General features: G+C 67.8%; 24 protein-coding genes and 1 pseudogene. 10 read left to right on the top strand and 15 right to left on the bottom strand.

Annotation, left to right across the window (positions count from 1 at the left end):
* Positions 1 to 108: 108 nt before the first annotated feature.
* Genes hutU through hutH form a run of 4 tightly spaced genes read left to right on the top strand, consistent with a single transcriptional unit; the run spans position 109 to position 5,565 of the window.
* Positions 109 to 1,842: a urocanate hydratase gene (gene hutU, locus C447_RS09350; RefSeq protein WP_007693233.1), complete on the top strand. Its 1,734-nt coding sequence runs from the start codon at positions 109 to 111 to the stop codon at positions 1,840 to 1,842.
* The gene (gene hutG / locus C447_RS09345; RefSeq protein WP_007693232.1) at positions 1,839 to 2,759 is read left to right on the top strand and encodes a formimidoylglutamase; all 921 of its coding nucleotides are present in this window, start codon (positions 1,839 to 1,841) and stop codon (positions 2,757 to 2,759) included. The genes hutU and hutG overlap by 4 nt, the downstream gene beginning before the upstream one ends.
* Positions 2,756 to 3,988, top strand: coding sequence for an imidazolonepropionase (hutI, locus tag C447_RS09340; protein WP_007693231.1), 1,233 nt, complete (start codon positions 2,756 to 2,758; stop codon positions 3,986 to 3,988). The genes hutG and hutI overlap by 4 nt, the downstream gene beginning before the upstream one ends.
* The gene (hutH, locus tag C447_RS09335) at positions 3,985 to 5,565 is read left to right on the top strand and encodes a histidine ammonia-lyase (RefSeq protein ID WP_007693230.1); all 1,581 of its coding nucleotides are present in this window, start codon (positions 3,985 to 3,987) and stop codon (positions 5,563 to 5,565) included. Before hutI ends, hutH begins: the two co-directional genes overlap by 4 nt.
* A gap of 54 nt (positions 5,566 to 5,619) precedes the next feature.
* Here the strand turns inward: hutH and C447_RS09330 are convergent, their stop codons facing one another.
* The 7 genes from C447_RS09330 to C447_RS09300 all read right to left on the bottom strand — a co-directional run bounded on the left by C447_RS09330 (position 5,620) and on the right by C447_RS09300 (position 10,826).
* Positions 5,620 to 6,591 carry a hydroxyacid dehydrogenase gene (locus C447_RS09330; RefSeq protein ID WP_007693229.1) on the bottom strand — a complete coding sequence of 324 codons (972 nt, stop codon included), beginning with the start codon at positions 6,589 to 6,591 and terminating at the stop codon, positions 5,620 to 5,622.
* A 186-nt stretch (positions 6,592 to 6,777) separates the two neighbouring features.
* Positions 6,778 to 7,302, bottom strand: coding sequence for a hypothetical protein (locus C447_RS09325; protein ID WP_007693228.1), 525 nt, complete (start codon positions 7,300 to 7,302; stop codon positions 6,778 to 6,780).
* A gap of 58 nt (positions 7,303 to 7,360) precedes the next feature.
* Positions 7,361 to 7,765, bottom strand: coding sequence for a helix-turn-helix domain-containing protein (locus tag C447_RS09320; RefSeq protein WP_007693227.1), 405 nt, complete (start codon positions 7,763 to 7,765; stop codon positions 7,361 to 7,363).
* Positions 7,766 to 7,863: 98 nt separating this feature from the next.
* Positions 7,864 to 8,571 carry a DUF2270 domain-containing protein gene (locus tag C447_RS09315; protein ID WP_007693226.1) on the bottom strand — a complete coding sequence of 236 codons (708 nt, stop codon included), beginning with the start codon at positions 8,569 to 8,571 and terminating at the stop codon, positions 7,864 to 7,866.
* A gap of 87 nt (positions 8,572 to 8,658) precedes the next feature.
* The gene (locus C447_RS09310) at positions 8,659 to 9,126 is read right to left on the bottom strand and encodes a DUF6691 family protein (protein WP_007693225.1); all 468 of its coding nucleotides are present in this window, start codon (positions 9,124 to 9,126) and stop codon (positions 8,659 to 8,661) included.
* Entirely contained in the window at positions 9,123 to 9,635 is a 513-nt protein-coding gene (locus C447_RS09305; RefSeq protein ID WP_007693224.1) for a YeeE/YedE family protein, read from the bottom strand. The genes C447_RS09310 and C447_RS09305 overlap by 4 nt, the downstream gene beginning before the upstream one ends.
* 3 nt (positions 9,636 to 9,638) lie before the next feature.
* Positions 9,639 to 10,826: an MBL fold metallo-hydrolase gene (locus C447_RS09300; protein WP_007693223.1), complete on the bottom strand. Its 1,188-nt coding sequence runs from the start codon at positions 10,824 to 10,826 to the stop codon at positions 9,639 to 9,641.
* A gap of 205 nt (positions 10,827 to 11,031) precedes the next feature.
* Between C447_RS09300 and C447_RS09295 the strand changes: the two genes are divergently transcribed.
* From C447_RS09295 to C447_RS09270, 6 genes are all read left to right on the top strand, one after another.
* The gene (locus C447_RS09295; RefSeq protein WP_007693222.1) at positions 11,032 to 11,277 is read left to right on the top strand and encodes a sulfurtransferase TusA family protein; all 246 of its coding nucleotides are present in this window, start codon (positions 11,032 to 11,034) and stop codon (positions 11,275 to 11,277) included.
* Between the two features lie 61 nt (positions 11,278 to 11,338).
* Positions 11,339 to 11,908 (top strand): DsrE/DsrF/DrsH-like family protein, encoded by a 570-nt coding sequence (locus C447_RS09290; RefSeq protein ID WP_007693221.1) that lies wholly within the window; start codon positions 11,339 to 11,341, stop codon positions 11,906 to 11,908.
* Positions 11,909 to 11,990: 82 nt separating this feature from the next.
* Positions 11,991 to 12,428: a DUF302 domain-containing protein gene (locus C447_RS09285; protein WP_007693220.1), complete on the top strand. Its 438-nt coding sequence runs from the start codon at positions 11,991 to 11,993 to the stop codon at positions 12,426 to 12,428.
* Positions 12,429 to 12,541: 113 nt separating this feature from the next.
* The gene (locus tag C447_RS09280; RefSeq protein ID WP_007693219.1) at positions 12,542 to 13,693 is read left to right on the top strand and encodes an MBL fold metallo-hydrolase; all 1,152 of its coding nucleotides are present in this window, start codon (positions 12,542 to 12,544) and stop codon (positions 13,691 to 13,693) included.
* 95 nt (positions 13,694 to 13,788) lie between these two features.
* Entirely contained in the window at positions 13,789 to 14,427 is a 639-nt protein-coding gene (locus C447_RS09275; RefSeq protein WP_029601994.1) for an NAD(P)-dependent oxidoreductase, read from the top strand.
* 69 nt (positions 14,428 to 14,496) lie between these two features.
* Positions 14,497 to 14,967, top strand: a complete 471-nt coding sequence (locus tag C447_RS09270) for a DUF6653 family protein (RefSeq protein ID WP_007693217.1) — start codon at positions 14,497 to 14,499, stop codon at positions 14,965 to 14,967.
* Between the two features lie 175 nt (positions 14,968 to 15,142).
* Here the strand turns inward: C447_RS09270 and C447_RS09265 are convergent, their stop codons facing one another.
* The 8 genes and pseudogenes from C447_RS09265 to C447_RS09230 all read right to left on the bottom strand — a co-directional run bounded on the left by C447_RS09265 (position 15,143) and on the right by C447_RS09230 (position 23,776).
* Entirely contained in the window at positions 15,143 to 15,601 is a 459-nt protein-coding gene (locus C447_RS09265; protein ID WP_007693216.1) for a universal stress protein, read from the bottom strand.
* Between the two features lie 55 nt (positions 15,602 to 15,656).
* Positions 15,657 to 16,886: a putative manganese transporter gene (locus tag C447_RS09260; protein WP_007693215.1), complete on the bottom strand. Its 1,230-nt coding sequence runs from the start codon at positions 16,884 to 16,886 to the stop codon at positions 15,657 to 15,659.
* 233 nt (positions 16,887 to 17,119) lie between these two features.
* On the bottom strand, positions 17,120 to 18,886 hold the full coding sequence (locus C447_RS09255; protein ID WP_007693214.1) for a hypothetical protein: 1,767 nt from the start codon (positions 18,884 to 18,886) through the stop codon (positions 17,120 to 17,122).
* Positions 18,879 to 19,631: an ABC transporter ATP-binding protein gene (locus C447_RS09250; protein ID WP_007693213.1), complete on the bottom strand. Its 753-nt coding sequence runs from the start codon at positions 19,629 to 19,631 to the stop codon at positions 18,879 to 18,881. Before C447_RS09250 ends, C447_RS09255 begins: the two co-directional genes overlap by 8 nt.
* 411 nt (positions 19,632 to 20,042) lie before the next feature.
* A pseudogene (locus C447_RS09245) lies at positions 20,043 to 20,576 on the bottom strand (FAD-dependent oxidoreductase); the annotation flags it as partial.
* A 162-nt stretch (positions 20,577 to 20,738) separates the two neighbouring features.
* Positions 20,739 to 21,740 carry a TatD family hydrolase gene (locus C447_RS09240; RefSeq protein ID WP_007693212.1) on the bottom strand — a complete coding sequence of 334 codons (1,002 nt, stop codon included), beginning with the start codon at positions 21,738 to 21,740 and terminating at the stop codon, positions 20,739 to 20,741.
* Between the two features lie 106 nt (positions 21,741 to 21,846).
* Positions 21,847 to 22,794: a VOC family protein gene (locus C447_RS09235; protein WP_007693211.1), complete on the bottom strand. Its 948-nt coding sequence runs from the start codon at positions 22,792 to 22,794 to the stop codon at positions 21,847 to 21,849.
* A 94-nt stretch (positions 22,795 to 22,888) separates the two neighbouring features.
* Positions 22,889 to 23,776, bottom strand: a complete 888-nt coding sequence (locus C447_RS09230) for a fumarylacetoacetate hydrolase family protein (protein ID WP_007693210.1) — start codon at positions 23,774 to 23,776, stop codon at positions 22,889 to 22,891.
* Between the last annotated feature and the right edge of the window lie 124 nt (positions 23,777 to 23,900).

Genomic DNA, 23,900 nt, shown 5'->3' with positions numbered 1-23,900 from the left:
GCACGAAGCGCCCACGTCGCATAAACGTCTACCGCGCGGTAGAAGGGATAAACGGTCCTCCACACGGAGGGGTCATCGTCTCGTGGCTCGTTCACGTATCGGTAGTCGATGAGCCGACACGGATCCGCATCGACCGACGGTGGCGTCGGCGAACCGTCCGAGCAGTGGCGTGTGTACCAGGGCGCGCCCACCGGCACCGATATCGAGTGTGAGGGATGGCGTCAGGAAGCCGCCCTTCGAATGCTCAACAACAACCTCGACCCCGACGTGGCCGAGAAACCGGAGGCCCTCGTGGTCTACGGGGGGACCGGCCGTGCGGCCCGAAGCTGGGAGGCCTACGACGCCATCCTCGACGAACTCCGCGAGCTGGGTGACGAGGAGACCCTGCTCGTGCAGTCGGGCAAGCCCGTCGGTCGGTTCCCGACCCACGAGCGCGCGCCTCGCGTCCTCATCGCGAACTCGAATCTGGTGGGGAAGTGGGACAACTGGGAACGGTTCCACGAACTCGAAGCCGAGGGCAAGATCATGTACGGCCAGATGACCGCCGGCTCGTGGGCGTACATCGGCACGCAGGGGATCGTGCAGGGCACCTACGAGACCCTCGCCGAACTCGGTCGCCAGGAGTACGAGGGCGACCTCGAAGGAAGGATCGTCGTCACCGGCGGTCTCGGTGGGATGAGCGGGGCACAGCCCCTCGCGGTGACGATGAATCGGGGTGTCTGTATCGTCGCCGAGGTCGATGCCCGTCGTATCGAGCGCCGGCTCGAAACGGACTACCTGATGGAACGTGCGGAGAGCCTCGACGAGGCGCTCGATGCCGCGACGGCGGCGGCCGAAGCGGCCGAACCCTACAGCGTCGCCGTCGAGACGAACGTCGCGGATATGCTCGAAACGATGGTCGAGCGCGATTTCGTCCCCGACGTCGTGACCGACCAGACGAGCGCCCACGACGAACTCGAAGGCTACTATCCGAGCGGCTACACGGTCGACGAGGCCGACGAGCTCCGGGCGTCGGACCCGGAACGCTACCGCGAAGCGAGCCTCGAAACGATGGAGCGCCACGTCGATGCCGTTCTCGAACTCCAGGAGCGGGGCGCGGTCGCGTTCGAGTACGGCAACAACCTCCGTGGCCAGGTCGAGGAACACTGCGACCACGAGAACGCGTTCGACTTCCCCGGATTCGTTCCGGCGTACATCCGCCCGATGTTCTGTCGCGGCCGTGGGCCGTTTCGCTGGGCGGCGCTGTCGGGCGACCCCGCCGACATCCACCGCACGGACGAGGCGGTCACGGAACTGTTCCCCGAGAACGACTCGCTCACCCGCTGGATCGAGCTCGCACAGGAGCACGTCTCGTTTCAGGGACTCCCCTCGCGGGTCTGTTGGCTCGGGTACGAGACCGAGAACGGCGTCACCGAACGGGCACGGTTCGCGCTTCGAATCAACGAACTGGTCGCCGAGGGCGAGATCACGGCCCCGGTCGTCGTCACGCGCGACCACCTCGACGCGGGCAGCGTCGCCAGCCCCCACCGCGAAACCGAGGCGATGCGCGACGGAACCGACGCGGTCGCCGACTGGCCCATCCTCAACGCCCTGCTCAACTGCGCCGCGGGCGCGGACATCGTGAGCGTCCACGACGGTGGCGGCGTCGGCATCGGCAACGCGCTCCACACGAACAACCACGTCGTGCTCGACGGCACCGAACTCGCCGCCGAGAAAGCCCGTCGCGTCTTCACGACCGACCCCGGCATGGGCGTGGTCCGCCACGCCGACGCGGGCTACGAGGACGCGCTCGACGAGGCCGACCGGTCCGACGTGGCCGTGCCGATGCGGGACCGAGGATGAGCCCGCGCGACCCACCGGTGTGGAACGGGCCCTCCGGCGACCCGAACGACGAGCAGTTCGGGGACGTCGTCGAGCCGATATCCCTCGACGATGCCGACGGGTTCGACGCCGTCCTCGTCGGCGAACCGTACGACGGCGCAGTGATCGGTCGTCGTGGCGCACGCGAGGGACCGGCGGCGCTCCGTGACGCGCTCGCCGGGGTCAAGACCCATCGCTTCGGTGCGGGACCCGTCGGTTCGATCGGCGACTGTGGCGATATCGACGTTCCGGACGGCGACGTCGGTCGGGTACAGGAGGCGGTTCTCGAACGAACGCGTGAGATACACGCCAGCGACGCGCTACCGGTCTTCCTCGGTGGCGACAATTCCATCACATATCCGAACGCCGCCCCGCTCCTCACGGGGTCGCTCGGCGTCATCAACTTCGACGCCCATCTCGACTGCCGCGAGCCACGGGGAGGGCCGACGAGCGGGACGCCCTATCGGCAGCTCTACGAGGCGGGGCTCGACGCCTACGCCTGCGTCGGCGCACGGCACTTCGAGACCTCGACGGCGTACGCCGAGTACGTCGCCGAGCAGGGTGGGACGGTCGTCACGAGCGAGGCGGTCGGCGTCGATCCCGGAGGGGCCGCCGAACGGGCGCTCGACGCGATGGGGTCCGTGGAGGCGGTCTACGTCAGCGTCGACCTCGACGTGCTCGATGCGACGGCCGCGCCGGGCGTGAGCGCACCCACTCCCGGCGGGGTCACGTCACGCGAACTGTTCGGACTGCTTCGAGCGGTCGCGGCCGACGACCGTGTGGCGGGCTTCGAGGTCGTCGAGTGTGCACCGCGGCTCGACACCGACGGCCGAACCGCCGCCGCGGGCGCACGAGCGATCGCACACTTTCTCAGCGGCGGCAACGGAGATCCGTCGTGACCGAACTCACGACGGTGGTCCACGACGCGAGCGAGGTCGTCGTCGGGCCCGGCACGGACGCGCCGCTCGAACGGTACGAGAACGCCGCCATCGCCGTCGTCGACGGTCGGGTGGCCGCGGTCGGGCCGAGCGAGGCGATCACCGACGAGTATCCGCCGGAGAACGCCAGCCACGCTGTCGACGCTACTGGGAAGAGCGTGATCCCGGGATTCGTCGACTCCCACACCCACGCCCTGTTTGCGGGCGACCGCTCGGACGAGTTCGCGGCGAAACTCGGTGGCGAGCGGTATCAGACGATCCTCGCCGAGGGTGGTGGCATCCTCCGGACCGTCCGTGCCGTCCGCGAGGCGAGCGACGACGAACTCCGCTCGAACCTGTCTTCCCACCTCGATACGATGCTCGCCCACGGCACCACCACAGTCGAGGTCAAATCCGGTTACGGCCTCGACACCGAGACCGAACTCCGGATGCTCGATGTGATCCGTCGGGCCGACGAACGGCACCCGATCGACGTCGTGCCGACGTTCATGGGTGCCCACGCCGTCCCGACGGAGACCGACGCCGAGACGTACACCGGCAGGGTGGTCGACGAGCAGCTTCCCGCGGTCGCCGACCAGGGGGTCGCCGAGTTCTGCGACGTCTTCTGCGAGGAGGACGTCTTCTCGGTCCCCCAGTCCCGCCGAGTGCTCGAAGCCGGGATGGAACACGGGCTCACGCCGAAAGTCCACGCCGAGGAGTTCGTCCGGCTCGGCGGCGCACGGCTCGCGGCCGAGCTGGGTGCGGCGAGCGCCGACCACCTCCTCCACGCGAACGGCGACGACCGCGCGGCACTCGCCGAGGCGGGTGTCACGCCCGTGCTCCTCCCCGGAACCGCTTTCTCGCTCGGTACGGAGTACGCGAACGCGCGGGGCTTTCTCGACGACGGCGGCTCGGTCGCGGTGGCGACCGACTTCAACCCGAACTGTCACTCACAGAGTATGGGCTTCGCCATCGCGCTCGCCTGTGTCGGAATGGAAATGACGCCGGCCGAGGCGCTGATCGCCGGTACGCACGGCGGGGCCCACGCCCTCGATCGGGCGGGTGAGACGGGGACGCTCCGCGAGGGATCGCCCGCGGACCTCGCGGTCGTCGACGGCCCCTCACACGTCCACGTGCCGTACAACTTCGGCGTGAACACCGTCGAGACGGTGTTCAAATCCGGCGAGCCCGTCGACGGAGGCCGGCGATGACCGGGACGGAACCCGTCGTCCTCGACGGCGAGTCGCTCACGCCCGAGGACGTGGCCGCGGTCGCCCGTCGTGGTCGGACGGTGGCCATCGCCGACCCCGCACGTGAGGCGGTCAGGGAGTCCAGAGAGCGCGTCGAGGAAGTGCTCGACAGCGGCGAGGCGGTCTACGGGCTGAACACCGGGTTCGGTCAGCTCGTGACCGAACGCATCCCCGAGAACGAACGCGAACGGCTCCAGACCAACCTCGTCAGGAGCCACGCCTCGGGCGTCGGTCGCGAGCTGGAACGGGAGGAGGTGCGCGCGATGATGCTCACCCGGATCAACGCGCTCGTGAAGGGCTACTCGGGGATCCGCGAGGTCGTCGTCGACCACTTCGTGGCGATGCTCAACCGGGGCGTTCACCCGGTCGTCAGGTCCCGCGGCAGCCTCGGTGCGAGCGGCGACCTCGCGCCGCTGGCCCACCAGGCGCTCGTGTTGCTCGGCGAGGGCGAAGCGGAGGTGGACGGCGACCGACTCGACGGGGTGGCGGCGCTCGCGCGGGCCGGTCTCGAACCCCTCTCGCTCGTGGCGAAGGAAGGGCTGGCGCTCATCAACGGCACCCAGCTCTCCGTCGGACTGGGCGCGCTCTGTGTCGTCGACGCCGAGCGCGCGCTCAGGGGTGCGGACGTCGCCGGCGCGCTCACGACCGAGGTCACGATGGGGACGACCGCCGCCTGCGACCCGGCGATCCAGAACGTGCGCCCACATTCGGGCCAGGCGACGAGCGCGCGCAACGTCCGGACCCTCACCGCCGGGTCGGCGATCGTCGAGTCCCACCGCAACTGCGACCGCGTGCAGGACGCCTACTCGATCCGCTGTCTCCCGCAGGTCCACGGGGCGGCCCGCGACGCGGTCGCGCACCTGCGCGAAGCGGTCGAAATCGAACTCAACAGCGCGACCGACAACCCGCTGGTCTTCGCCGGCGGAGCCGTCGACGACCGAGCGAGCGGGACCGAGAACGTGAACGTGCTCTCGGGTGGAAACTTCCACGGCGCGCCGCTCGCGCTCCGGCTCGATTACGTCACGAACGCCCTCACCGACCTCGCGAGCGTCGCCGAGCGCCGCGTCGACCGGCTGCTCAATCCGAACCTCCAGGAGGAGCACCTGCCACCGTTTCTGACGCCGGACAGCGGCGTGCGCTCGGGCTACATGATCGCCCAGTACAGCGCCGCCGCGCTCGTCAACGAGAACCGCTCGCTGGGTTCGCCGTCGACGGACAACACACCCGTGAGCGGTGGGCAGGAGGACCACGTGAGCATGAGCGCCCAGAGCGCGTTCAACGCCCGCACCGCCGTCGAGAACGCGCTCACCGTCGTCGGGATCGAACTGCTCTGTGGTGCACAGGCGATGGAGTTCGTCGACGACGGGCTCGCGCCCGGCGAGGGTACTGGCGTCGCCTACGAGACGGTTCGCGACGAGATAGCACCGCTGGACGACGATAGACCGCTTCACGCCGAGATCGAGACCGCGTCGGCGTTGATAGCCACCGGGAAACTCGAAGGCGATATCGAGGCGGAGACGGACCGACGGGTCGTCTGACCGGCAGCGCAGCCGGCTTTCGGTCGACACGTACGACTCACACCCGACGGGCGGTTACTCGCTACGTGCCGGGTCGACGGCCATGTAGGCCGGATCGACCGTTTCGCCGTTCAGGAGTGCCATCGTGTTCTCGGTGAGGGTATCGATCCCGTCGCGACGGTACTCGGTGGTCATCGCCGCGACGTGTGGGGTCGTGACGACGTTGTCGAGCCCGTGGAGCGGCGAGTCGGCGGGGAGCGGCTCCTCTTCGAAGACGTCGAGCCCGGCCCCGGCGAGGTTGCCCTCGCGGATGGCCTCGACGAGCGCGTCGGTCTCCACGAGCGGTCCGCGGCCGGTGTTGACGAGGAACGCCGACGATTTCATCGAACCCAACGCCGCCCCGTCGATACACCCACGCGTTTCGTCGGTGAGCTCGGCGGTCACACAGACGGCGTCGCTCTCGGTGAGCACGCGGTCGAGCGAGGTGAGTTCGGCCCCGACGAGCTCGCCGTCGATCGGGCGGACGTAGGGGTCGTAGGCGAGCAGCGTGGGTCGAAACCCCGAGAGGAGCGTCGCGACGCGGCGACCCACGTTGCCGAAGCCCACCAGCCCCACGGTCTTCCCCGAGAGCTGTGTCCCGAAGGGGGCGTCGTCGCGCCAGCCACCCGCCCGGAGGAGGTCCTGGGTCTGGCCGATCCGGCGGGCGACCGCGAGCAAGAGCGCGACGGTGTGTTCGGCGACCGAGAGCGCGTTCAGCCCCGGGGTGTGCGTGACCGGGATCCCGAGCCGCTCGGCCGCCGCGAGGTCGACGTTGTCGATGCCGGTGCCGATCTTCGCGACCACGTCGAGCGACGTGGCTTCGAGCACCCGTTCCGAGAGCGTGAGTCGTGAGGTGGTGAAGACGGCGTCCATCCCCGAGAGCGCCTCGATCAGCGCGTCCTCGTCCGCGGGTTCGCCCACCGTGAGCTCGAACTCGCCGTCGAGGTCGGCGACCAGTCGGTCGACGGGCTGGACGTCTCGGTCGACGAAGGCGGAACGCGTGGTCATGTGATGGAGTACCGCTCTTCGAGGGCTTATCGGCTTTCGTTCGTGAACGGATCCCAGCGCCGGGCCGACGTCCTCGGTTCGACGAGCACGGTGGGGCTCCGCACTGAACCGAGGGTTCTCGGCCCGGTGACGGTCGTCCCGTGCGTGCTCGCGTGGCGGGCGTTCGAAGACTCGGCTTCCGACCTCCTACGGGTTCCACTCGGCGAGCCAGCCCTCGAAGTACTCCGTGACTCGTGGGAAGGCTGCGAGCCCACCGCCGGCGACCAGGAGCGCCGCGACGACGGCCAGTGCTGGCTGGTCGAGGACGGTGCCCACGGCCCCGGCGAGGAACCCACCCACCACGATCGTCAGGCTGTAGTACGGAACGCGGAACAGGAGGAGCGACGGCGTGGCTGCCAGCCACCCGTCGTAACCGACGCCGGGCGTCGGGAACAGACCGCTGCGGAACGCCGCCACACCCAGCACCATCGCCGTCCACGTCGCGAGCGCCGCGAGTTTGAGGTCGGTGATACCGAACGGCTGGCCCTGGTACATGAGGAACCACAGCGCCGGCAGCCCCGGAATGGAGACCTCGGCGAACGCCGCGACCACGTCGTCGAGGAACCGCCCGTAGGCGTTCTTCTCGGTCATCTGCGGGCCGTGCAGCCCCCACGTCCATCGCCGGTCGCTGCGGGTCTCCGGGTCGTCGACGGCTTTCGGCGGCGAACTCATAACGTGAAATTCCTCATACGCTGAATATAAGTATACCGGGCGAACGGGTCGGACTCGGTCAGCTCTCGGCCGCCGCCGTCGGTCGGTCGGTGGTCTCGTACTTCGTCCGGAACTCACCGATGAGCTGGCCCATCTTCGCGTACCAGTCGTTCAACATCCGCTGCATTTCGTCGGCCGCGACGTCGGGGTCGGCGGGTCGAAAGACGTGGTAGTAGCCGCCCTGGTCGTAGTTGACCTGCTCCTTCTGGACGAACCCGGCCTTTCGAAGCCGCTGGAGCGACCGGTACGCCGTCGAGCGCTCCCGGTCGACCGCCTCGGCGATCTCGTCGATGGTCAGCGGTGCCTCGCCTTCGATCACGACCTCGAAGCAGTCGCGGTCGAGTTCGGTGAGCCCGTAGATACATTCGAGGAGCCCCTCACAGTCCATATCCGCCCGGAGGTACTCGGCCATCGAGTCTGGCATTGGTCTACGTTCCCTACCGGAAGAGCGGGTATAGGCGTTGTGCATACATCGCACGACTGTACGGCCGGCTCCGTGAACCGGGTTTCGTCGGGGTCGTGTCACTCGGCGTCGCTCCAGACGTCGACGTCCGTGAGCCTGAGTTCACCGTTGGCCTTCCACGTTCGTGGCCGGCAGGCGACCGCCGTCACGCCGACGAAGAACGCGGCGACGACGCCGCTCACCACGACCCCGGGGACGGCCCCGACCGCGGCGCTCGCCGGCCAGTGAGTCGCACCGTCGAACGCCGTGATCCGGACGAGCCACGCGACCAGGAGCACGGTCAAGAGCGGGAGGTAGACCCGCCGGAGCCGATGGGCGAGCGCCTCCTCGAAGGTGATCTTGATCTTCGGTCGACGGTAGTCCTCGCTCAGTTCCCGTCGCCAGGCGGGGTCCTCGATGCCGGTGGTCGGATCGAGCGCGTTCGCGAAGACGTTCTCCTGGAGCATTCGGACGCGCGAGCGCCAGAGGTCGTAGCCGCGATAACGCCGGGCCTCGATCACGAGGAACACCGTGAGCATCACCATCCCGATGAGGACGACGAAGTGGGGGGTATCGCCAGTGAACGCCCACGTCGAGATCGCGGCGAGTATCGTGACCGCCCAGTTGGTGGTTCGGTCGAGACGCTCGCGCCAGAACTTCATCCGGTGGATCTCGCCGCGATAGAGGTGGGCCATCGACGACCCGGGCCCCATCTCCTCCTCGAACATGCCGCGGCCGATGTCGCGCTCGACCTCACCGCACGGGTCGAAGACGTCGTCCTCGCTCATCCGTCCTCCTCCATCGAAAGCTGCGCACTGCCGGCGTGTCGTTCGTCCGTCGTGTTCGTGTTCATACGTGGTTCGAATGGGTCGAAGTCAGTCGCTCGGTGCGGCGGTTCGGTCGGAGCCCGCCCGATACGCCCGCCAGTAGCCCTGCGCGTACGCGCCGACGAACATCCCGACGAGCCCGAGCAAGATCGGGTAGTTCCCGATCCCGAGGCTCGCGTAGGCCGAGCCGGGACAGAGACCAGAGAGCCCCCATCCGACGCCGAAGACGGCACCGCCGACGGGGACGCTCCGGTCGAAGGGCTTCCGTCGCTTCCCGTACGGCGCGTCGGTGACCGGCGCGCGGTCGAGGAACCGCGTCGCGAACGCGATCGTGACCGCCGTGACGCCCGCCGCCCCGCCCATCACGAACACGAGTCCGAGGTCCTGCAGTTGCAGGAAGTCGAGCACGACCTCCGGGCGAGCCATCTCGCTGTAGGCGAGCCCGAACCCGAAGAGCAGCCCACCGACGACGACCAGCGGCACGAACAGCGGATGCCGGTCCACGGATCCGGTCACGGCGTCACCCCGAGGGCTTGCATCGTCAGCGCGACGCCTATCGCGACGGACACGAACGTCGCGACGCTCGCGAACGAGGTCTTCGAGAGCGACGCGAGCCCGTTGATGCCGTGCCCGGACGTACAGCCCTTCCCGATCCGGGTGCCGACCCCGACGAGGACGCCGCCGACCAGCAGCCGCCACGCCCGAACGTCGGTCGTCCACCCGCCTTCACCGAGGAGGAGCGCGTAGACGGCCGCGCCGGCGACCATGCTCAGCGTGAAGACGACCCGCCAGTCACGCGAGGCGAGATACGTCGCCCGGTTGAACCGGGGGAGCGCCGAGACGTACGACAGCGTCGACTCGAAGAACGTGCTCGCGCCCGGCGTGATCGCCGTTCCGAGATAGATGGTCGAGACCCCCAGCCCGATCAGCACGCCGCCAGTGGCGTACTGAGCGATACCGCGCGGGAAGAGCCCCGTGAACGACACCTCGGCGAGGAGCGCGACGGCGGTGAGCGGTCCGTTCATCGCTTAGTCGCTCGTCAGTGTGTTCTGGCTCGCCGCACAGTTGTTCGGCCCCTGTTCGAGCTCGAACGCCTCCCGGTCGTCCGCGTCGCGCTCGCCGAGGTTGATCGCGACGATCCTCTCGTGGTTGTTCGGCCGCGGCGGCATATCCGACCGGACGAACGCCACGAACGACTCGCGGTCCATTCGAAGCGCCTCCATCCGGGCTTCGAGGTCGCCGAGTCGCGCGACGTAGGTCCCATCGACGGTCTCGGCGTGCTCGCCGAAGTGCCCCGGCGCGACGACGGTGTCCTCGGGGAGCGGGAGGATCGTGTTCTGCAGCGTCCCGTGGAGGTCGGCCGCGGCCTCGGCCGCTCCCTCGGCACCCGCTTCGAGGTCGGGACGGGCGACGCTCTCGGTGAACAGGCTGTCGCCGGTGAAGAGGACGTCACCGACGCGGTAGGCGGTCGTCCCCGTCGTGTGTCCCGGTGCGTGGATGGCCTCGATCTCGGTTTCGCCGACGGGGACGGCTTCCCCGTCCTCGATCGTCGTGTAGGGCGTCTCGAAGTCGATGCCACGCTCGGCGGCGGGCTGAGGGACGATGGCGTCGGCGTCGTTCTCCCTTGCAACCCGACGAACGCCGCTCACGTGGTCGGCGTGGACGTGGGTGTCGAGCGCGTAGGCGACCTCGGCACCGAGCGCACGCGCGTCCTGTCGGTACGTGTCGGTGAACGCCCGGAGCGGGTCGATCACGGCTGCCTCGTCGCCGCTGACGACGAGATAGGCGAGACAGCCGCTGGAGGGACGCTGGTACTGGGCGACCGTCACGTCGGCCCCGACGTCGAGTTCGTGGTACTCGTAGAGCTCCGCCCAGCCGTTCATGCCGCGGGCGAGGTGGGTGACCTCGTAGCCGCGTTCCTGGAGCGCCCCGGCGACGTACTCGCTCGAATCACCCTTCGCACAGAGCACCGTCACCGGACGGTCGTCGGGGATCCCGTCGAGGCGCGCCTCGGGGACGTCGTCGAACAGGAATTCGAAGTAGGGGACGTTGTAGGTCGTGACGTTCGGTCCGTCGATGTGCCACGCCTCGAACGCGTCGGACGCACGCGTATCGAGGAGGACCACCTCCTCGCCGCGGTCGATCCGGTCCTTCAGTTCGTCCGGCTCGATCGACTCGACCTCGGCATCGGGTTCGGAGATCCCGTTCTCGCTCATCGTCCCGACCTACTCGACTCGACCACATAAGACTTCGTATAGAATAGTACCTACTATACAATACAGTAGTGCCGATATCGTGGGGAGACGGGACTACACGACCGCTGTCGTACGATGTCATTCGAAACGAGAGGGAGGTTGTTTGTCCCTCTCACAAGACTTTTGAGTGAGGGTGCAGTGTTGTGGTGTAGAGGCAAGACAACACATGAGCGCAGAACGCGACGTCACCGAAACGCTCGACGTACAGGGAGAGAACTGCCCCATGCCGGTCATCAAGACCAAGCAGGCCATCGACGGGCTGGGGACGGACGAGGTCCTCGAAGTGCTCGCGACGGACTCCGGCAGCATGAGCGATATCAGGGGATGGGCCGGTTCGACCGCCGACGTGGAACTGGTCGACCAGGTCGAGGAGCCGGACGTCTACAGACACTACGTCCGGAAGACCGAATGACGGCCCCGCTCGCGGCGGGCCGGTCCGTCCAGCGCTTCCGACCGGGCGAACGGAGGCAGGGATGAGTACGGGATCCCCGTCGGCCGACGGGACCCGCGAGGACGTCGCGGCGCTCGAAGCCCGCATCGATGAGCTCGAAGCCGAACTCGCCGGGGATCGGGCGACGGCGGACGACCGGCGGATGGTCATCGTCGCCACGAAGGGCACCCTCGACATGGCGTATCCACCGCTGATACTCGCCTCGACGGCCGCGGCGTTCGGCTGGGACGTGACGGTCTTTCACACGTTCTGGGGGCTCGAGATCCTCCACGAGGACCACTCGAAGGAGCTCCAGTTGAGTTCGGTCGGGAACCCGAACATGCCCATCCCGAACGCGGTGGCCGCCCTCCCCGGCATGGACCGGGCGACCTCGATGCTGCTGGCCAGACGTATCGCCGACAACGACGTCGCGAGCGTCGAGGAACTCGTTCGAACCGCCCTCGAGAGTGGGGTCGACCTGCAGGCCTGCCAGATGACGGTCGATCTCCTCGACTACGACGAGGACGACTTCTACGAGGGGGTCGAGACCGGCGTCGGTGCGGCGAGCGCCTTCCAGCGCATGGCCAACTCCGAGATCCAGTTGCTGGTCTGAGCCGACCGGTCTTCCGCCGAACCCGCCCTCGTGGGCGGGGATCCGAACGCTTTTCGCTATCATCACAATACTCTACACTACAGTGTTACCGATCGATCCCTCGCAGGTCGACCCCGCGGCCATCGGCACGAAACGAACGACCCTCGAGATGGACCACGAGGAAGCCATCGAGCACGTTCGAGCCGTCTTCACCGACGCCGGGTTCGGTATCCCCGTCGAGTTCTCGCCGTCGGAGCTGCTCAACGAGAAGGTCGACGCCGACCGCGACCCCTACTACGTTCTCGGGGCCTGCAACCCGGCCGTCGCCGACCGCGCGCTTGACGCCTCGGAAAACCGACTCGGGGGGCTGTTCCCCTGCAACGTGGTCGTCTGGGAGGAGGAGCCGGGGGTTCAGACGGTCTATCACGTGAGCATCATGCGGATCGCCCGGCTGGTCGGGATGGCCCCGGACGACGAGGCGATGGCCGGCATCATCGAGGACACCGGCGAACTCGCCGACGAAGCCTTCTCGAACCTTTAATCGATTGTATCGCCCGTCGTGGGTGGACGGGAGGCGGGGAGCATCGCGTTGCACACCGGTACCGTCGGACGATGGTGGAAATGTTTAACCAGCCCAATACCGTACACGTCTCCATGTTCGAGACGATCAGCGCCAGGGAGCTCGCCGACCGGCAGGACGCTAGCCGGGACGATTACGTGCTGATCGACACCCGTCCCCGGGAGAGCTACGAGGCATGGCGCGTCGAGGGAGCCGAGAACGTTTCGTTCGGCCCGGCGGAGAGGCTGAGCCGGGAACAGCGGGCCACGATCGAGGGTCTCGCCGATGGTCGTGAGATCCTCGTCATCTGTGGGAAGGGGGCCACGTCGACGAGACTCGCCACCGAGCTGGACGCGAACGGGTTCGACGACGTGGCGGTCGTCGGCGGCGGGATGCGTTCGTGGAACGCCCTCTACGAGTCGGTCCCCGTCGAGACGACGCGGGACGACCTCGTACTCGTCCAGTTCCAGCGCCGAGCGAAGGGCTGTCTTGGCTACCTCGTCGGGTCGAAGACCGACGGAACGGCCGTCGTCGTCGACCCGACCCGACACGTCGACCAGTACATCACGACCGCCGCCGCGGAGGGGCTCACGATCACACGCGTCCTCGACACTCACGTCCACGCCGACCACATCTCCGGCGGGCGCGACCTCGCGACGAAACTCGACGTTCCCTACCACCTGAGCGAGCGCGCCACCGAACGCGACGTCGAGTACGAGTTCGAGCCGCTGGCCGACGGGGAGACGATAGCCGTCGGTGGGATCGATGTCGAAGCCCTGCCCGCGCCCGGACACACGACGGAGATGCTGGCCTATCGGGTGGCCGACGAAGCCGTCCTCACCGGGGACGGTCTCTTCCTCGATTCGGTCGGACGAACGGAGCTCGAGTTCGGTGACGAGGGAGCCGAACACGGCGCGAGGCTGCAGTACGAGACGCTTCACGGGACGCTGCTGGCGCTCCCGGACGAGTCGCTGGTGCTGCCGGGCCACGTCACGGTGAACGACGACGGCACCTACGGGAACGCCGCGCCGGGAACGCTCGTCGGCGCGTCGCTGGCTGAGGTCGGATCCCGGCTCGACCTCGTGGAGCTCGACGAGGACGCCTTCGTGGACCGGCTGGTCGAGGACGTGCCCGAGAAACCCGACAACTACGAGGCGATCATCGACCTCAACCTCGGGCGGGAGGACGTCGAGCGCGACCGCGACGCCACGATGCTCGAAACGGGGGCGAACAACTGCGCGGCCTGAACGCCACGACCCGTTCGGTTTCGTTCAGTTCTCCAGTGTCACTACAGAAAGGTATACAGCGAGCCGACGACAACTGGAGTGTAGGACGGGACACCATGAACGTACTACTGCTCGGAGCAAGCGGACGGATCGGGCATCGAACGGCGAGCGAGCTGCTGGACCGGGGGCACAGGGTCACCGGCGTTTCCCGAAGCGGGGAGGTGAGCGACGTCGAGAGCGAGGCCCTCACCGTCGTCGAGGGCGACGCGACGGACCCGGAGGCGGTCGCACGGCTCGCGGCGGGTCACGACGCGGTCGTCTCCACGCTCGGACCGAGCGGCGACGAATCGCCGGGCATCCTCTCGGAGATGCTGCGTGCGGTCGTCGAGGGGATGCGTCGCGGCGAGGTCGAACGCCTCGTCTGGACCGGCGGCGCGGGGATCCTCCACGTCGACCCCGAGACGCGGCTCGTCGAGACCGAGGCGTTCCCCGAGGAGTGGAAACCCGTCTCGCAGGCCGCGATCGACGCCTACGAACTCTTAGAGGACGCCGACGACCTCCGCTGGACCTACCTCGCGCCCGCCGGGCTGATTGAGCCCGGCGAACGAACGGGGGAGTACCGGACGGCCGAAGGCGAGCTGGTCGTCGACGACGACGGCGACAGCTACGTCTCCATGGAGGACTTCGCCGTCGCGCTCGTCGACCGGCTCGAAGCCGACGACGCGGTACACACCCAGCTCGGCGTCGGTTACTGACCCGCCCGCGGAACGGTCGTCGGTCCGCGACGACCACCACTACTTACTCCGGGAGAACGAACCGGACCCATGGAGAGGATCTCCCGGGAGACGCTCGTCGATTCGTTCTGGGATCGCCACGCCAATCCGAAGAGCGGCTGGTCGCGGACGGTCACCCTCCCCCTCCTGGTGTACGGAATCGGCGAGCGTCGGTGGCGGCTCGTCGTCGCGACCCTGGTCTTCGCGGTCGTCAACCCCGTTCTGTTCGCCCCACCCGACGACTCCGAGGCCTGGATGACGAGGGTCGTGCTCGCCGAGCGGTACTGGCGAACCCACGACGCCGATATCGGCCACCTCGGGTGGCTCAACCTGGTGAACGTGCCGGTGACGCTGTACGCGCTCGTCGCCGCCTACCGGCGGGACACCGGCGGGGCGACCGTCGCGACCCTGCTGTCGATGACGCTCAAGTTCGCGTTCGTCGCCGGCCTCGTTCGACGCTTCGAGGACGACCTCCCTCGACCGGACTCCCCACCGACTTGGGAGACCTCACGGCGTCGATAGGGGGCGGAGAAGTGAGGGTTCGTGCCGAACGAGGGGTCTCCTGTGGAGAGGAGGTCGACATTCGTCGGTCCCAATATCGCTGCCGAGAGGGGTCGAGGTTCCGCTGAACCGGCTGCTACGGTTCTCGATCTCGCGCTAGCGCTCGTGACTTCTACGGATCTGTCAACGAGCTCGCTCAGTCGGACCGCTCCGTGGCGTCGCTCACCGTCATCACCGGCACGTCAGCGCCACCGGCCACTTTCTGTGTCACGCTGCCGAGGAGTCGACGCTCGAACGCCGAGTGGCCGTGTGTCCCCATGACGACGAGGTCGACGTCGTTCTCCGTGGCGTAGGCGAGGATGGCTTCCGCGGGCGTTCCTTCGAGGACCTCGGTCACGAGGTCGACATCGGCGTCCGCAGCCACGGTCTCGACCCCCTGAAGCGCCTGCTCGCTGGCCTTCCGACCGATCGCCCAGAGGGTGTCGTGAACGTCGGATTTGGAGACCGTCAGCCAACTCGTCGAGGTGTCGATGACGAAGACCGCGTGGACGGTCGCGTCGTACGTCTCGGCGAGGCCGACGGCGTGTCGGACCGCGTTCGTCGAGGGGCCGCGCCCGTCCGTCGGAACGAGTATGCGTTCGTAGATGGGATTCATCGTTCCCCGTCGCTGGTTCGCGTTCCGGCGTTCCGTCGGATGGCTGCGAACGGCGTCATCCTATCACCCCGAAGCCGAACTGGGCGTACGGCCAGAAGTAGTGGACCGCGACGCCGACGATGGCGGCCGGTATCGTGGTGTAGATCGTCGCGATGATCGCGGCCTTCATGTCGATCGCCATGAGGGGGAAGAGCGCGTCACCGTCCTGGCTGATCGCGTTCCCGACGAGCGCCGAGAAGGGGATCGCGCCCTCGGCGTAGAGCCCCGCGAACACGATCTGAGGTGCGCAGCCGGGGATCAGGCCCAGCGCCGCACCGGCCAGCGGAGCGAGAACGCCCGCCGCCGCAGCGAGCGCGGCGATGTCGATCGAGAGCAGCGCCACGCCGTACTCGTAGACGAGGTAGGCACCGATCACCCAGACGGTGACCATGCTGGTCTCCATCGCGGCGTGCTGGAAGGTGTCGTAGGCGTCCGTGTACGTCTCCCGGATGCGTCCCGCATCGCCCTCGCCGATGAATCGACGGCCGAAGAAGTGGAGGTAAAAGGAGAGGGTCGTTCCCACCAGGCCGGCGACGGTGAACAGCCCGAAGAACGTGGGCCCGTACTCGAACGGCACCTCGGGCGCGCCGCGGGCGAGATACAGCACGCCGGCGGTGAGACCGGCGAGCGCCACCGCCCACCAGACGACGTGGACGCCGTGGGTGAACTTCGCCATGAACCCCGAGGTGTTCCGTTCGTGGTCGTGTCCGCCGTCGTCCATCTCGAACCCGGCGACGCTCGGCCCGCCAGCAGCGACGCTCGTGGTCGCGAACCCGCCGTCGGTCATCGGACGACTGATCCGCTCGACGGCGCGGTCGACGCGCCCGACCCCGAGACCCCAAAAGTCGATCGCGTAACCGAACAGCACGCCCGAGACGAACGCCATCACGTACGCGTAGACCGCGGCCTCGGGTGCGAGCGCGAGGATCACGAACGCCGAGTCGCCGGCAGTGGCGGCGAGCGTCGCCACGACCGTCCCGAAGCTGATCGTCCCGCGGATGTACAGCGGCATCGCGACGATCGCGCCGCCGCAGCCGGGGGTGAGTCCCAACAGTCCACCCGCGAGCGGCTGGAGGTGTTCGTTGTTCTCGAGGAACCGAACCACTCGCCCGCCCGTTCGGTACTGGAGATAGCCGAAGATCAGGACGGTGACCGCGACGAACGCCGAGACCTGGACGAAGCCGTCACGCACGGACCCGAGGAAGATGTCGACCGCTCCCTGAGCGGTGAGGTCCAGGGGGATCATCGGTCCGTGGGTCCCGAACGTCCGTCCCGACGGATGGAGCGGAGGACGGTGCTTCCCCCCGAACGTGGATCGTCGTTCATACTTACGTGGAAGTGAGAGAGCGAACGATATAATTCTTTTGAGCCAATTCGATCGTTAGCCTCGTCTAATCCGCTTCACAGGATCCAGAAGTAGCAGTTGGCAGGAGAGGTATGGCACCGTTCGTCGGTGGGCCGAAACGCCCGACGAGGGCATCAGGGCGGCGAGAAGCGTTCGAACCGAGAGATGGCGTTCCGGTAGAGCGAGAGCGCGACGGCGAAACCGACGACGAGGAGCACCGCGCTGGTGACGACCTGAAGCTGGACGAGGTCGAGCGCGCGGATCGCGTCCCCCAGCCCGTCGAACCAGCCGGCAGCCATCGAGACCGGTCCACCGGGGGACCCCGCAAGCAGTCCGAGCAGCAACGCCGGTAACGAGCCGAACAACGCACCGAGGAGTCCCCGTGTGAGCCCCGGAACCACCGTGAGCAGCACCAACAGCCCGCCGGGGACGACGACCGCCACCAGGTGGACGAACACGGCGGTCATTCGCGGCGGGAGCACGTCGTCGCTCCGCCCGACGCTGATGGCACTGAACCGCGGGAACGCCATGCCGACCGCGGGCGCGATGGCGACCGCGATCACGGTCAGCGCTCCGCCGAGGACGACCGTCTCGATCCGTCGGACGAGCGTGTAGGGCGAGAACACGCTCGCGACGGCCGTCACGACGAGGACGGCCGGGAGACCGAGGAGCAAGCCGGGTGTCATGAGTCCCCGAACGTACTGCCGACCTGGGACCGTCGTGAGCGTCATCGGCAACACTCGCCCCTCGTCGCCGAGGGGGTTCAGGGCGAACAGCGCGCCGGCGAGCCACGGCAGCATCACCGCACACAGCGGTGCTGCGACGGCCGTGACCGACCCCGATTGGTAGCCCGAACTCACGAGCGAACTCCCGATAGCGAAGACCGGAACCAGCAGGAACGTCGTTCGGTTCGGGTCGCGTCGAGTGCGGAGCAGCGTCCACTCGGCGACGCGCCTCGTCGGCGTCGAGAGGCGGTCCGGAACGACGAGCGGGCTCACGGCGGCAGCGAGCGCGCCGCGATGCGAGAACCGAGCCGCCCCCGAATCCACCGTCTCACGGGTCGCGCCGTCCGCATCGGGGTTCACCGGTTCGGTGAACCAGAGCGCGACCGCCTCGCGCTCGACGAGAGCCCCACCCACCACGACGAGGAGGAGGCTACCGAGGAGCGCCCCGGCCGCCCGAATCGGCGAACCGACGAACGGCGATCCGGTCGTCGCGAGGTCGACGAACCACGCCATCGGCAACCACGCGAGCGACGTCGGGCTCACGATACCGAGCGGGGAGTAGATGAAGAGGAGATACACGCCCATCAGCGCCAACGCCGCGACGATACCGAGAACCGTCTTGTGGCGCGCGACGAACGGCGAACTCGCGATCAGCCACGCTACCGCGTACCCACACGCGGTCGCCGCGACGACCGCGGTGGCGGCGAACAGCACGGTCGTCGTCGGGACGAGCACCAGGCTCGCGAGCGACCCGAACAGCAACACCGCGGCGGCGGTCCCCACGACGGCGTACAGTCCGACGTAGGCGAGCACGCGGAGCGTCTCGGCGACGACCAGCCCGCCCGCGACCGCCCGCGCCGAGACGCTCGTGAGCATCATCGACTCGGCCTCGACGTGGGCGTGCGCCGAGACCATGCGCTGACCGACGATGAACACCGCGAACAGCCAGAACAGTGCGACCATGCCCCTGACCGCGTTCGGTACGGAAAGCGGCCCGATACCGCGGATCTCGCTCGCGAACACCGCGAGAAGCGCGGTCAGCACCGCCGACGGCCCCACCACGGCGAGGGCCATCATCCCGAGCCGGGCTTTGTCGCGCCGGATCGCGCGCACCGAGCGCCGGAACTCGAACAGCCCGATGCCGAGCGCGTGGCGTGCCCACCTCGACTCAGCCATCGGTGGCCTCCCGGCTCCCGTCGGTGGTGATTTCGAGGAAAGCGTCCTCGAGACTGCCGGTTTCGCCGGCCTCGGCACGGTTCGTCAGGGCGTCCGGCGCGTCCTCGGCGACGAGTCGGCCGTCGTAGAGGATGCCCACCGTGTCGGCGACCGCCTCGACGACCGGTAGGATGTGCGTCGAGAGGAAGACCGTCGTCCCGCCGTCGGCGAGGTCGGCGATCATCCCGCGAAGCGTCCGGGCGGCACGGGGGTCCAACCCCGACGTGGGTTCGTCGAGGAAGACCACGTCGGGTTCGTGGAGGACGGCCTGGACGTAGGCGACCTTCTGGCGCATCCCCTTCGAGTACTCCGAGATACGTGTGCCGGCGTCGGCCGCGAGACCGAGATCCGTGAGGAGGCGGTCGATCCGTTCGTGTGCCGTGTCGGTGGGGAGGTCGTGGAGCCCGGCGGCGTAGTCGAGTTGCTCCTCGGCGGTCGTCTCCTCGTAGAGCGGCGGCTCCTCGGGGAGATAGCCGATGTGGGGTCGGAGCCGGTCGCGGTCGGTGATCGGGGCGGTCGCGATGGTCCCAGTCCCGCCGGAGGGACGTGTGAGCCCCGTGAGCATCCGCATCGTGGTGGTCTTGCCCGCTCCGTTCGGACCGAGGAACCCGTAGACGGTTCCCGCCGGCACCGAGAGCGAGAGGGAGTCGACGGCGAGCGTGCTTCCGTAGCGTTTCGTCAGGTCGGTGGTATCGATCGCTGTCATTGGTGGTTTGGATGAAATCGCCGACAGTCGTTGAGAAACATGGAAGGTGGTAGTGTAATAAAGGTGATGCCAGAGGAGAGGGGTCTCCCTGATAGAGCCCCGACGGGCGGTCGGAGGCTCTAAACGGGTCGTGTCCCGGACGGGTAAAATCGGTTTCCCGGATTTTCAGGGGCTGAAAATCGGCTCGAAGTTCGATCCCGATCGAAACCACGTGAGCCAGCGTTCCACCGTCGTGGCCGCGGTCGCCGTCTCAGTCGTCGTCGGCCATCGCGCCGAAGACCTCCTCGGCGTCGGCGGGCACGTTGAAGTCGTGGTAGTGCTCGCCTTTCTCCTTCGTGAGGATGTTGAGCGCCGCCGCGGCACCGTCGCCCGCGGCGATGACCGCCTGCCACTCCTCGGCGCGGACCATCNGAAGTCGTGGTAGTGCTCGCCTTTCTCCTTCGTGAGGATGTTGAGCGCCGCCGCGGCACCGTCGCCCGCGGCGATGACCGCCTGCCACTCCTCGGCGCGGACCATCGCGCCCGTCGCGTAGGCGTCCTCGACGCTCGTCTCGGTCGTGACGTCCACGTCCACAGCGCCCTCGTCGGTGAACGCACAGCCCAGGTCCTCGGCGAGGTCGCGCTTCGCGCCCGTCGCCAGAACCACGTAGCTCGCCTCGTACTCCTCGTCCTCGGTCGAGACGGTGAAGCCGTCGTCGTTCTCCGCGACGGCGGTGACCTCTGCCCCCTGGTGGCGCTCGACACCGAAGTCGTCGACCTGGGTCCGGAGGACCTCCATGTAGTCCGTCCCGTCGATGGAGCCGACGCCGGGATAGTTGAACAGGTGGGCCTTGTGCATCCAGGTGTCGTCCGTATCGAAGACGGCGGTTTCGAGCCCGTTCTTCTGGGCGAACAGTGCTGCGCTGAGGCCGGCGGGACCGCCACCGACGATCGCGACGTCTACCATACTACCTCCTATTTTACTAATCAGTAAAAACGTTCTGATCCGGCGAGGAAACCGTCCGACTCAGTCCCTGGTGGGAAACCCGTCCGATTCGGTCCACCAGTCGACGAGGACCCGTCCCGAGAACTCACCGTCCCCCGAAAATCGAGTTCGGCCCCGACCGCGTTAGCTCAGTACGCGGCGGGGGTTCTCGTAGACGACCTCGCGGATCGTCTCGACCTCGATTCCCAGCCGGTAGAGGTCGAAGATCGCCCGTCGAAAGGAGAAGACGTCGCTTCGGAGGATGCCCGCGCTGTCGGTCTCCATCATAACGCGCTCCGGGCCGTATTCGTCGATGACGGCCGCGACGTCCCGCGCGGTGACCCCGAGCAACCAGGGATAGCTGATCGTGAAGCTCACGTACGCGTCGGTGTTCTCGAGCACGAACGGGGCGATGTCGCGGTCGGCGTGGGAGAGCACCAGCTGTTCGTCGGGGAGGCCCGCCTCCTCGGCGAGTTCGACGTCCAGCTCCGTCGCGGCGCGTTTCGTGTCCGCGGCTTCGATGACCGACTCGCGCTGGAGGTCGCCGTTCAGCTCGTAGCCGGGGATCGGTCCCCGCTCCCGGTAGGGGACGTCCACGTTGTCGAGGTTCGGCGGCGTGTGGACGACCGCCGGAAGGTCGTAGTCGGCGGCGAGCTCCAACTGTTCGCGCATCACCGTTCGCTGTGCGTCGAGCTCCCATCGACTCACGTGCTGTGAGCCGGTGATGCCGATCTCGCCGACGGCCTGGACCGCGTCGAGTGCGAGGTAGTCGGGCATCACGTCGAGCAACTCCTCGACGTTCTCGACGCGCGCGCCGGTGTGGATCCCGATGCCGAGACTCGCATCGAAGACGTGTGACCGGCGGATCGGGTCGAGACGATTGAGCGCGTCGTCCCAGAGATAGCGAACGTCCTCGGGCGCGACCGGTTTGTACGGTGTCCAGTAGTACGCCGCGGCCATCATGACCATCTCGTGACAGCCGCTCAGCGCGAACCGTTCCCGGTCGTTCCACGAGAGGGTGTGTGCGTGGTTGTGGACGTCTATCCACGGCAGCGTCGTCAGCTCGGCGGGAAGCTCGTCGTCCGGTTCGGTCGTGTAGTCGGCGTCGGTGGGTCGTTTCGTCGGGGAGGCTCGTTCTGGTTCCATCGTCGTGTTCCGTCGAAGCGGCGTCGCATAGTAGCTGTTCGTGCGGGCGACCGGGTGGGCCGCTGTCGGGTCGAAACTCGAAGACGGCCCGGGTCCGTCGCCTCGGTCAGTCCGTCGTGAGGTCCGGGAGCTGTTCGTCGATCTCGCTCACGTCGACGTCGAGCCAGTCCGGCACCTTGAGTTCCGAACCGAGCGCCTCGACGCTCTCGTCGAGCGTCACGCCCGGGCCCTCGGTCGCGAACTCGAAGGTCGTGCCGCCGGGTTCGGTGAAGTACATCGACCAGAAGTAATCCCGGTCCTTCCGCGAGGTCGTTATCAGGCCCGCCTCGCGGAAGCGCTCGCTCCACTCCTTTTGCTCCCACTTCTCGCCGGTGTCGAAGGCGACGTGCAGGAAGGTCCCGGTCCCCTGTACGCCCTGTGGCGCGTTCGGACGAACGAGAACGTCGACGACGTTCGCGCCGCGCCGGTCGCCTGGCGCTTCGTACCGAACGTGGTCGCCGGCCTGCGGGTAGTCGGCCCGGCCGACCCGGCTCCAGTCCATCGTTTCGAGCGCACGGAAGGTCCCCGCCGGGTCGTTCGAGTGTATCGTGACGCCGTGGAGCCCCCGAACGCCGTGTTCCGCCGGGACCGGGCCGCCGTCCCAGGGTTCGATGTCGGACTCGCCGGTGACGAGTTCGAACGGGGTCCCGTCGGGGTCGGTGAAACCGATCGCGGTCTCGCCGAACCGTTCCTCGACGGTGTGCTCGACGTCGTGCTCCTCGAAGCGGTCGGTCCAGTACTCGACCGACCCCTCGGGGATGACGAGGCCGGCGGCGCTGATCTGTCCCTTCCCGACGAGGCCCTCGTTCATGTCCGTGACCGGGAAGTACGTCACGATCGAGCCGGCGGTTCCGGCCTCGTCCCCGTAGTAGAGGTGGTAGATCTCCTCGGGGATGTCGAACCTGACCGTTCGCTTGATGAACCGCAGCCCGATCACCTCCGTGAAGAAATCCAGGTTCCGCTGCGGGTCGCTCGCGAACGCCGTTACGTGGTGTAGTCGGCTTATTTCTCCCATCGTACTCCGTCGTTTACCATGCAGTAAAAACATATACCGTTCGGGTTAGCGGCCGATTTTACTGGTTGGTAAACGCCCTCCCGAGAGGAGGCCCTTACCGGTCGGTATGGGCACAGGGGTTGTGGAGTTCGCCGACCCCTTCGACGCCGACGGTGACCGAGTCGCCGTCCTCGAGCAGGACCTGCGGGTCCCTGAAGTAGCCGACGCCGTCGGGCGTCCCGGTGTAGATCACGTCGCCGGGTTCGAGGGTGAAGGCCCGCGAGCAGAACGAGACCAGCTCGTCGATCCCGAAGACGAGGTGACGGGTGTTCGACTCTTGAAGCCGCTCGCCGTTGACCTCGGTCCAGACGTCGAGGTCCCCGAGGTCGGGGATCTCCTCGGGGGTGACGATGTCGGGGCCCAGCGGGCCGAACGTATCGAGGCTCTTACCGCGAACCCACTGTTCGTCGGCCAACTGGAGGTCACGCGCGGAGACGTCGTTGCCCACCGTGTAGCCGGCGACGTGGTCGAGCGCGTCCTCCGGCGCGACGTTCCGGGCCCGGTCCCCGATGACGGCGACGAGTTCGCCCTCGTAGTCGACCGCTTCCGTGAGCGCCGGGTCCCACTCGATCGCCGCCTCCGGTCCCGTGAGCGCCGTGGGAAACTTCGAGAACAGCACCGGCGCGTCGGGTGCCTCGAACCCGCCCTCGTCGGCGTGGTCGGCGTAGTTCAGCCCGACACAGACCACCTTCGCCGGGTCGGTGACCGGGGCGTATCGGTCGAGCGATTCGACGTCGTAGGTCGCCTCGCCAGTCTCCGCGGCGTACTCGACAGCGAGTTCGACCTTCTCCCGCCACCCCCACGTCGCGAGGAGGTCGACGGTTCCCCTGGGGAGGTCGATACCGATCTCGGCTGCCGCCTCCCGGACGTCGTAGGTCGTCCCGCCGTCGACCACGCCAACCCACGCCGGTTCGTCGTCGGCCCCGAACCGTCCGATCCTCATCGGTTCGTGGGGCCCTCGTCGGCTCGCTGGTCGGTGCTGTCGTCCGGTCGTGAGTCGGTCATGGCTCTCCTCGTGTATCGTCGACCCGCTCCATTAAGTTTACCGATTGGTAAAATTCGAAGGA

Source organism: Halococcus hamelinensis 100A6, assembly GCF_000336675.1.
Lineage (GTDB): Archaea > Halobacteriota > Halobacteria > Halobacteriales > Halococcaceae > Halococcus > Halococcus hamelinensis.
Note: the sequence above shows the minus strand (reverse complement) of the source record. Positions and strands in the feature narration are given on the sequence as shown.